The organism is Streptomyces chengmaiensis (assembly GCF_029846775.1).
Lineage (GTDB): Bacteria > Actinomycetota > Actinomycetes > Streptomycetales > Streptomycetaceae > Streptomyces > Streptomyces chengmaiensis.
The window spans coordinates 1-8739 of record NZ_JARWBG010000102.1 but is presented as its reverse complement, the minus strand read 5'-3'; the positions used below and the strand labels follow the sequence as shown (position 1 = coordinate 8739).

The window sequence follows — 8739 nt, the reverse complement described above, 5'->3', positions numbered from 1 at the left end:
GCTCGGCGATCGGCCGGTCGGGAGTGTTGGTGGCGAAGCAGGTGATCCGCATGCCGTCCGCGTCGGTGATCCTCAACTGGGCACCGGGGTGCGGTCGTTCCTTGCGGATGATCAGCCGCATCCCTTTCGGCCAGCCGGTGAGGACATCGCCGGTGAGTTCGGCGACCCAGGCGCCGTTGCGGACCTCGCCGTCCGTTTCGATGGCCGGGGTCCAGGCCGGTGCCGGGATCTTGAGGACGTGGCTGTGGATGGCCTCGGTGATCACCATGCCGACCGAGTAGGACAGCCAGCGTCCTCGCTTCGCGAGCCAGGCCACGAAATCGTGGGTGCCGCCGGCGGAATCGCAGCGGATGAGGGTCTGCCGCCCGCGCCGGTACTTCTTCGGCAGCTGGGCCAGGGCGAGGCGGGCGGTGGTGATGTGGTCGGCGGCCGTGTTCGAGCCCGCATTGCCCGGTCTGAGCAGAGCGGCGACCGGCTCTCCGGTTCCGCCCGGGCCGTGGTCGACGAAGGCCGTCAGGGGGTGATGGCCGTAGGTCTTCTTCCAGGTCGCGGCCGCGTCCTCTTTGTCGGAGTGCGCGACCACCAGGACGCCGTCGAGGTCGACCGTGACCTTTCCGTCGGCGGCCGGGGCATTACCCCCGGCCAACGACCAGACCCGCTGCCGGACTTCGGACCGTGCGGACCGGATGGCCTGCAAGGCTTTCTCGCCGGAGACTGCGAGGGTGTCGATCAGGCGGGAGACGGTCGGGTCGGAGGCGACCGGGCCGAAGACGGCCGGCTCACACCGCAGCGTCGCGATGTCGGCGAGGCAGTCCCCGCCCAGTGCGACCGCCAGGGCGACGTCCAGCAGGACCTTGCCCGGGTCGTGGACGGCCCGCGGTTTGCGCCAGGGTGCCAGCACCTGCGATATCGCCTGATCCAGACCGGTCTTGCGGACCGTTTCGACCAGCAGTACCGACCCGGCCTGGGAGACCACGGCTCGGCCGTCATCCTGGACACGGACATGGGGGTAGGACCCGGTAGGCTGCTTCACCTGGAAAGTGCCTCCGACAGGAGCGGGAACAAGGACCTCAGCAATCCTCATTCTCGCTGGTCAGAGGCACTTTTCGCTTACCTGACCGCCTGTCGGACAGCCTGCTTCATGTAGGGTCGGGGGCTGGCGCGGTGGCGTAGTACGTACGCTCCGTTTCCAGCCCCCGCCGCATCGAACCGTGCGTGCGGTTCTCCCGCACACGGCTCACCGACGCCGTTCACCACCGGCATTCGGCCTGCCCCGCCAGTCCCGGAAGGGTCTGGGTGCAACAACGGTTCCGTGCAGAGCAATCAGTCCCAGGGAGTCGTGGGCGGCGAAGGCAACTACCGCCCAGCCGAACTTCCTGGTGCGCCGGTGCTTCTTGGCGAGGAACCCACCGATCCGCATCCGCGCGTACGAGCCGATCTGGTCGAAGACATGGGCCGAGTTCCCGAACCGGAAATACGCAGCCCATCCGCGCAGGAACGCGTTCACGTCCTCCACGATCACCTTGACCGGCCTGAGCAGCCTGCGCCGGTCCGTGAGTTCACGGATCCGGTCGCGGGCGTGCTGCATCGCCCTTGCCGAGGGCCACCGGGCGAGGAAGGCAACCGGGCGCCGGTTGCCGCGCGGCCGGGACGCCACCCACCGATGGTGGAAGCCGAGGAAGTCGAACCCCTCGCCGTCCACCCGCAGGTGCACGATCCTGGTCTTGGCCGCCTTCGGCTCCAGGCCGAGTTCGGCCAGCAGGCTCCGAAGCCGCTCCAGGGCTGCTTCGGCCTGCTCGCGGCTGGCGCACATCACCACCGCGTCGTCGGCATAGCGCACCAGCACCCCGTGATTCCGTGTCCACCATGCCCGGTCCAGCCGGTGCAGATAGACATTGGCCAGCAGCGGGGAGATGACCCCGCCCTGGGGAGTGCCGGACACCGGCCGACGGACCTGACCGTCCTCCATGACCCCGGCCCGCAACATCGCGCGCAGGAGCTTGAGGACCGACCGGTCACAGACGCGTTCCTCGACCGCCTGCATCAACTTCTCATGCGGAATCGCCTCAAAGCAGTTGGCGATATCCGTCTCCACCACCCAACGCCTGCCCCGCCACGCCTCATCCACGAGGACCTGGAGGGCATCGTGTGCTCCGCGCCTGGGCCGAAACCCGAACGAACACGGGAGCATGTCGGCCTCGAAGACCGGCTCGAGCACGATCTTCAACGCGGCCTGCACGATCCGGTCGCGAACCGAAGGAATCGACAACGGTCTCTGCTCCGCCACACCGGGCTTCGGAATGAACACCCGGCGCGCGGGCAACGGCCGCCAGCGGCCTTCCCGCAGTTCCGCGGCCACCTCACCAAGGAGACGGTCAACGCCGTACTCCTCCACTTCAGCCAGAGTGGTGGCGTCAACGCCCGGCGCGCCATTGTTGCGACGCACCGTCACCCACGCGCGCCTCAGGACGTCCCTGCGGTGGACCTTGTCCCCCAGCGCGTGAAACCGTCGTCCGGGATCGGCCTTGGCCGCCCGGTAGAGCGCATGCTGCAAGGCTCGGACCGGATCCAGCTTCAGGGATCCCGACGTGGTGGAACTAGCCGAAACGACACTCACCAAGCCCCTCCAGGCAACCTGCACATCGACGAAGCAGCGGCCCTTCCCTGGCCAACGGTTGTGTTGTCCGCCGGCTCATCGCGGTACTACGGCCGCCTCCGACGCCCACCCGGCCCGCGCCCACTTCCCGGGGATCACCCGGTTATAGGACGCGCAGCTTCCGGCAGCAGCTATCCGCAGGCCGCCGGGCCGGGGAGGGCCTCCCCAGTTCCCGCTGTCACCGTCGCAACGTTCCATGCCCCATACGCCGGGGAGTCCCTCACGGCTGCATCTCCAGGACCTTCGCCGCTTCCATGGCCTTCGCCCTGATTTCGGGGGCTCGGCACTCCCTGTCCCCGCCTCGAAAGGCGGGCCTCTAACGACGCCGCAGGCTTCGCGTGATGCTACGGACCGCTGCTTTGCTCCCCCTTGCAGGGCTTTCGACACTGGGCTTCGACGCCGGGCGTTTCCCCCCGACGCCGCCAGTCTGCTACCGGGCCTCCTGGCAGCTACCCGGACCGGACTTCCACCGGCAGGCGACAACGAGCTTACGACTCAAGATCAGCTACATCACGAAGACCTCCGAGTCTGCTGGGCGCGCGAAAGCGCGAGGCTAGCGCTGCGGCCGCCCGCACACGCTCAGGGCTGTGCAGGGTCGGGTCGTTGGCCAGCCGCGTCAGCAAGGGTGCACCTGCTGCCCGGTCCGCGTAAAACACGATTGCGGCCGCCCGCCCACGCTCAGAGTCGTCCACGGTCAGGTCGTTGGCCAGCCGCATCAGCGAGGGTGTGCCAGCCTTCTGACTCTCTTCGAACAGCAATTCGGCCGCCCGCACGCGAAACCCGCGTCGAAGAAAGGGGTGGTCCATGGTCACGCGCGTCAGCAGAGCCGCACCGACGTCTCGGTACCCGGCAGCGCTTTTTAGGGTCTCGGCCGCCTCATAGCGCACGGAGAAGTCCAAGCGGGGGTCGTTGGCCTGCCGTGCCAGCAGGGTCGCGCCAGCTTCCCGGTGCCCGTCGACGTGCATTAGGGCGGTGGCTGCCTTGACACTTTCCAGACTCCAGCCCCGAACCTCATCGCCGCTCATGCGCGTCAAGTGGGCGGCGACGAAATCTGAGGGAAGCATGGTTCTCAAGTGAACCTGCGTGGCAAGCAGTGACACGCCATCGTCACTACGCGCAAGCTTTTCCAGAAAACGGACAGTTGCATCTGTCACGCGATCTCTGGGGGCTAGTAGGCCATCGAGGAGGAAGCCAAGGGGGGATGGTTTGTAGATCGCCGGAGGGATGTGTGTGAGACGTATCGCACGGCAGCTGGAGAAATCAATCAGGTTGCGCAGCATTAGGGTACGCATCTGTTCATTTCGGGTGAGATGTTGAACCGCGCAGTATTCGAGCAGCGTCTGGTGCAGAAAATCAAAGTTATCGGCGTGCTGGATCAGCAGACCGGTGGGCCGCAGAAGGTCGCCTAGGAAAGCGTTCCAGAGGGGTTCTTTAACCTTCTCGGGACGGTTGAGGTTGAGCGAAGCGAGTACCTCGACGGCCGTAACTGTGGTGCTGAAGATCTTTTTGCACGCCAGACGGCCGATCAGCTCCGGTAGGTGGTCACGTACCTGCTGTGCTGCCCGCTCGGCGGCCTGATTGTGCTTCGGGATCTGATGGCAGTCCTTGAAGCGGCGGATGGCTTGATCATGGGTGGTCTTGATGCTCTTGTGGGTGTTCTGCTCATAGATCAATTCGACGAATGCCTGGTAGACGCCGGTGCGGCCCTCGGGTAGGGGGCGAGCAGGATCGGCTGCGTAGAGTTGGCACAGCATGGAGGCCATTAGTGGGGTGCAGGCAAAGGAAGTTAGGTCGCCGCGCTTGAGCCCAGTCATGAATGCCTCGGTTCGTTCACCTGGATTGTCCAGACTGCGGAACTGCCTCGTCGCGTAGGCACGCAGATCATCATGAGAGAAGGGCTGCAGCCTGAAATGTGGTACGTGCGAGCCGAGAGATCTGAGTTCCTCTTGGGGTAGAGGGCGGGTTGTCACGATGAAGCGATACAGGCCGGATTCGACCTGTACGGTGTTGGTCAGCATCTGCAGAACAGCGCTGCGGGTGTCAGCGTCAGGCAACTCATCGAAGCCGTCAACCAGTACCAGCCAGCGCGCTCCCGCGCGCGGGGGGTGGCGGAAGAAGTCCGTTCTCAGCTCCTCAAGAAGCCCGAACTGTTTCAGAGAGCTGGTTGTGTCCTTGGCAAGTGCGGTGGGGAGCGGGTCCGTGCTGGTCAGGGAGGTTGCGCGCACCATAACTGGGACCGTCTTGCCGGTCCTGTTGTTGAGTAGCCGGTGGGCCGAGTCTGCGAGCTGGTTGCGCAGCAGGGTGGACTTTCCTGCCCCCGGTCCGGCCGAGAGGAGGCAGATGCTGCTGTCAGTGCAGAAAACCGCTTCGGCAGGCACTGATGAGTCAGCGGCGCTTTCCACTGGCGTTGCGTCGTCGTTCGTTGTGTCCTCGCTGCCGGATGCCTGGCAGAGGTATGCCTGCTGGTGAACGTAAACATCGGCCAACGCGAGTTGCCTATCGCCCGAGATTCCTGGATAGGGGTGCTCACGGGCCGCGCGCACAGCGGCATGCAGGTAGCTGTTCAGACGCCGGGCCAACGGCACGGAGTTGTCTTCGGCAGGCTGAGCACCGGAAGGCTGAGAAGCCTTGACCTGTTCATACAGGGTCTTCCAATACTTCTTCGTGGCGGCCCATTGTCCTGCTGCCTCGGCACGCTGGTGGCCACTGAGCGTGTCGGCCGGAGGCTGCCCGGACCACTCCAGGAGCACCCTGACCAGTGCCCACAGGAACCTGAAGTCCCTGGCCCGGCTGCCGTTCTCGAACCAGCCGCCGACGGTGGTGATTGCGGGCGGTGAAAGCCCGTCCTGCTGGAGCCGACGGTTGGCCTCGGAGATGGCCTCCGTACGGTCGCGGCCCCGAAGCGCCTTGTCCTCCAGCTCCCGCAGTGCGTCACGCAGTGCCTGCCGCTCGGGGCTCAGGCCCCTCCTCTTGCTCACCGCGCGCTCTCCCCGGTCTTCCGAATCCGTCGGATCCGTCCGGCAATCGACCCAGCACGACTGTGACCTGGTCTTTTAGTGCTGGTATCCGGCCGGTCCGGCAAGACTCGATCGCTCCCGGCGGGTCGGCTGCGATGTCCCTCGCGCGGCCCGACCGATGGCCGTGCGGACGGAGGGAATGCCATGGACATCATCGTCCTGGCCATGCTGCCGGTGGCAGGCCTGCTGGTTTTGGCCGCTGCTGCCGTGCTGATGGTCATCGTCGCGGTGAAAGACACCGCCCCGCCTGACCGTGCCACGGTCCTGAGGGCCGTTGCCGAGGTGATCCGTGCCGTACGCGGCAGCCGACGCTGACGGCCCGCCGCGGGCCCCCAATCCGTTCGCGTCACTGGGCCTCCAGGGCCGGTGGGTGGGCGCGGAGGGCCAGCCGGGTGCCCAGGTCGAGGCGGACCTCGCCGTAAGGGCGGACATGGCCCCAGAACAGCGGGGTCAGGCCGCGCCGGTCGGCCGGGGTGAGCAGGCCGGACCAGGCGGGTTCGGCGAGGACCGCCTGCAGCATCAGGGTGTTGACGTACACCAGGGACGCCTGGAGGATCCGCAGGCACAGCGCGGCCATCTCCACCTCCTCACGACGGTTGGTGGAGATCTCCCCGCCTTTGCCGTAGTAGATCACCGCGTTGGCCGCGTTCCAGGACTCCACCACGTTCAGCCCTTCCTCGATCTCCCGCTGGAGTGCGCGGTCACGCAGGTAGCGGGCGACAAAGCAGGTGCGCTGAGCACGGCCGATCTCCAGCATGGCCTGGTAGGCCAGGTGGGAAGCGGCTCGGGTGAAGCGCGAGAGGATCGCTTCGGTGGAGGCGGTGCCGGTGCGGATCGCGGTGGCGTACTTGATGACCTGGTCGTAGTTGGCGTCGATGACGTCCCAACGGATCGGCCGCGTCAACGCTGTCTGAAGGTTCGGGTAGGCGCCCGCCTCGTCGGCATTCGGCCGGTACAGCCGCACCCGGTTGATCTGCTTGATCCGCGGCAGCAGGTCCACATTCAGCAGCCGCGTGACCCCGAAGCCGATCTCGGACTGGCCATGGGAGTCCACATAGTTGCCCTCGACGCGCATCGTGGTGCCGTGCCGAATGGCGCCCTCGACCATCGCCGCGACCTCCGAGGCGGAGGCCCTCAGCGTCTGGGAGTGCACCACCACCGACCCCCGCTCGACGTGCCAGTACACCAGGATGCCCCGGCCGCCGTAGCGGGAGTGCCACTCGGTGAACAGATTCTGGTCCCACGAACGAAAATGCGTGGAGTCCGAGGCCACCGCCGTCGACCCGGCGCCCCACAGCCCCGCATCCCGGGCGGCGAAGGTGGCATTGGCGATCTCGACGGCGATCTCCCGGGCCGCCTCCGGAGTCAGATAGCGACGGCGGACGTAGCGGATCTCCTCCTCGGTGTGGCCGTGCGCCCCGCCGGCCACCGACCGGATCCCCGTGTTGGTTCCGTAGGCGTAGATCGCGAGCATCAGGCGTTCGGCCAGCACCTCGGGCGCCAGGTGCCCGCTGCCGGCCACCGAGGCGACCGCCTTGAGACAGCCGGTCCGCAGCACCGCTTCCTTGAGCATGTCGATCAGCGGCACCGCGTTCCAGCGGCGGCTCACCTCGTTCTTGACCCGGCGCAGGTTGCGTGGCTCCTCCTGCGCATCCGGCGCGGTGAATTTGATCGCCCCGGCCTTGCGTTCCTTGACCTCCACCCAGTCCAGCTCCGGCAGGGCCTCATCGAGGTCGGCCAGGGCCCGCTCCATCTCCTGGCGCAGCGACGAGGTGAACACCGCCGGGTCCAGCGGCTTACGTAGCTCGCCGTAGTGCTCAATCCGGCGGGCCTCGAAGTCCCCTGGCAGGTCCTCGTCCGGGTTGCGCCACCGCCCGGCGCCGACCACCCACACCTCCTTGCACCGCAACTGCTCGCGCAGAGCCTGAAAGGTGACCACCTCGTACACCATGCGCACGATCCGGCGCCGGCCACGCTTGTCCGCCCGGTGCACCAGCTCCGCCCACTGCCCGCGGGTGCCCCGGTGCTCCGGAGCACTCTCCCCGAACGGGTAGTAGGTGGTGTTCCCCGCCTTCGCGTACCGCTGGACGAGGCCCAAGGCGTCGATGACCGGACGGTACGCGCAGTTGTTGGAGCGGAACTCCAGCACACCCAACAGCTCGATCAGGCCCTTGCGGTAGTGGTTGGTGTAGGACGCCTTCAGCGTGGTCTGCACCGTCCGCCGATACACCGGCCCCTTCGTCTTGTACTCGTGCACCAGCTCCCGCAGCGTCTGCTCGCCGCCCCGCACAGCGGGGAAAACCACATCGCGCACCTCGCCATCCGGCACAGCCAACGACGCCTCGGCGATGGCGAACAGAATGTCCTCCTTGCCGGACACCCGCTTGAAGGCGTTGATCAGCTCGTTCGTCACCCTCTGCTCGGCACGGGCACCGATCCGGTGCACCGTGGCAATCAGCAGATCCACCAGCGAGTCGGTGACCTCCCGCTCCCGCTCCACCAACAGCGCGGACAGCAGCGTCACGGCCGCCTCATCCGACCGGCGGCGCAGGTGAGAAGGCGATTCGACGGCCGCCCGCTGCCGCCAGGAGACCAGCACCTTCGGCGCCACGTCAGCGAACAGCGACACGGGCAGGCCGATCGCCCGGATCGCGGTCAGCTTGCGGATCTCCCGCAGCATCGACTCCAGGCTGACGTTGCCCGGCATCGCCTTCACCAGAGTCAGCACCGACTCGCCGTCCTCTGCCCCGGCGCCGTCCTGGTCCTCCTCGACGTCGTCGGCGGCGGCGACCAGAGCAAGAACTCGGGCCCGCACCTGCCCCGTCAGCCGGGCCGCGATGCGCGCGAACCAGGTCTCCTCCGCGGTGTGCAGAGCCGAACGAACCATGCGCGTGATCCGGTTGTCGACGATCGCGTAATTCCCCAGGGGTGTGGTCACGTAATTCCCCACCCCCTGGGGCGAGGGGCGGTCACTTGACCGTGGGGTCCTTCGGGTCGATGGGGCCCTTCGGCCGCTTGTTCGGTCGGTAACTGGGGCCGTTCATGATGACCTGGTGGCTGGCGTTG

The 8739-nt window shown here is 66.9% G+C and carries 5 protein-coding genes; 1 reads left to right on the top strand and 4 read right to left on the bottom strand.

Annotated features, from left to right (window positions below):
- The 3 genes from QCN29_RS35980 to QCN29_RS35970 all read right to left on the bottom strand — a co-directional run.
- Positions 1–1033 (bottom strand): IS1380 family transposase (locus QCN29_RS35980; protein ID WP_279933464.1); only part of this gene is annotated, 1033 nt, incomplete at its 3' end.
- 204 nt (positions 1034–1237) lie between these two features.
- Positions 1238–2641, bottom strand: coding sequence for a group II intron reverse transcriptase/maturase (gene ltrA, locus QCN29_RS35975; protein ID WP_279933462.1), 1404 nt, complete (start codon positions 2639–2641; stop codon positions 1238–1240).
- A 503-nt stretch (positions 2642–3144) separates the two neighbouring features.
- On the bottom strand, positions 3145–5634 hold the full coding sequence (locus tag QCN29_RS35970; protein WP_279933460.1) for an NACHT domain-containing protein: 2490 nt from the start codon (positions 5632–5634) through the stop codon (positions 3145–3147).
- A 183-nt stretch (positions 5635–5817) separates the two neighbouring features.
- On the opposite strand from QCN29_RS35970, the gene QCN29_RS35965 reads away from it, so the two are divergent.
- Positions 5818–5988, top strand: a complete 171-nt coding sequence (locus QCN29_RS35965) for a hypothetical protein (RefSeq protein ID WP_279933458.1) — start codon at positions 5818–5820, stop codon at positions 5986–5988.
- A gap of 31 nt (positions 5989–6019) precedes the next feature.
- Here the strand turns inward: QCN29_RS35965 and QCN29_RS35960 are convergent, their stop codons facing one another.
- On the bottom strand, positions 6020–8611 hold the full coding sequence (locus QCN29_RS35960) for a Tn3 family transposase (protein ID WP_279933456.1): 2592 nt from the start codon (positions 8609–8611) through the stop codon (positions 6020–6022).
- Positions 8612–8739: the final 128 nt, after the last annotated feature.

Coding starts and splice junctions, on each gene's coding strand:
- QCN29_RS35965 (WP_279933458.1), top strand. CDS start 5,818: ATGGACATCATCGTCCTGGCCATGCTGCCGGTGGCAGGCCTGCTGGTT.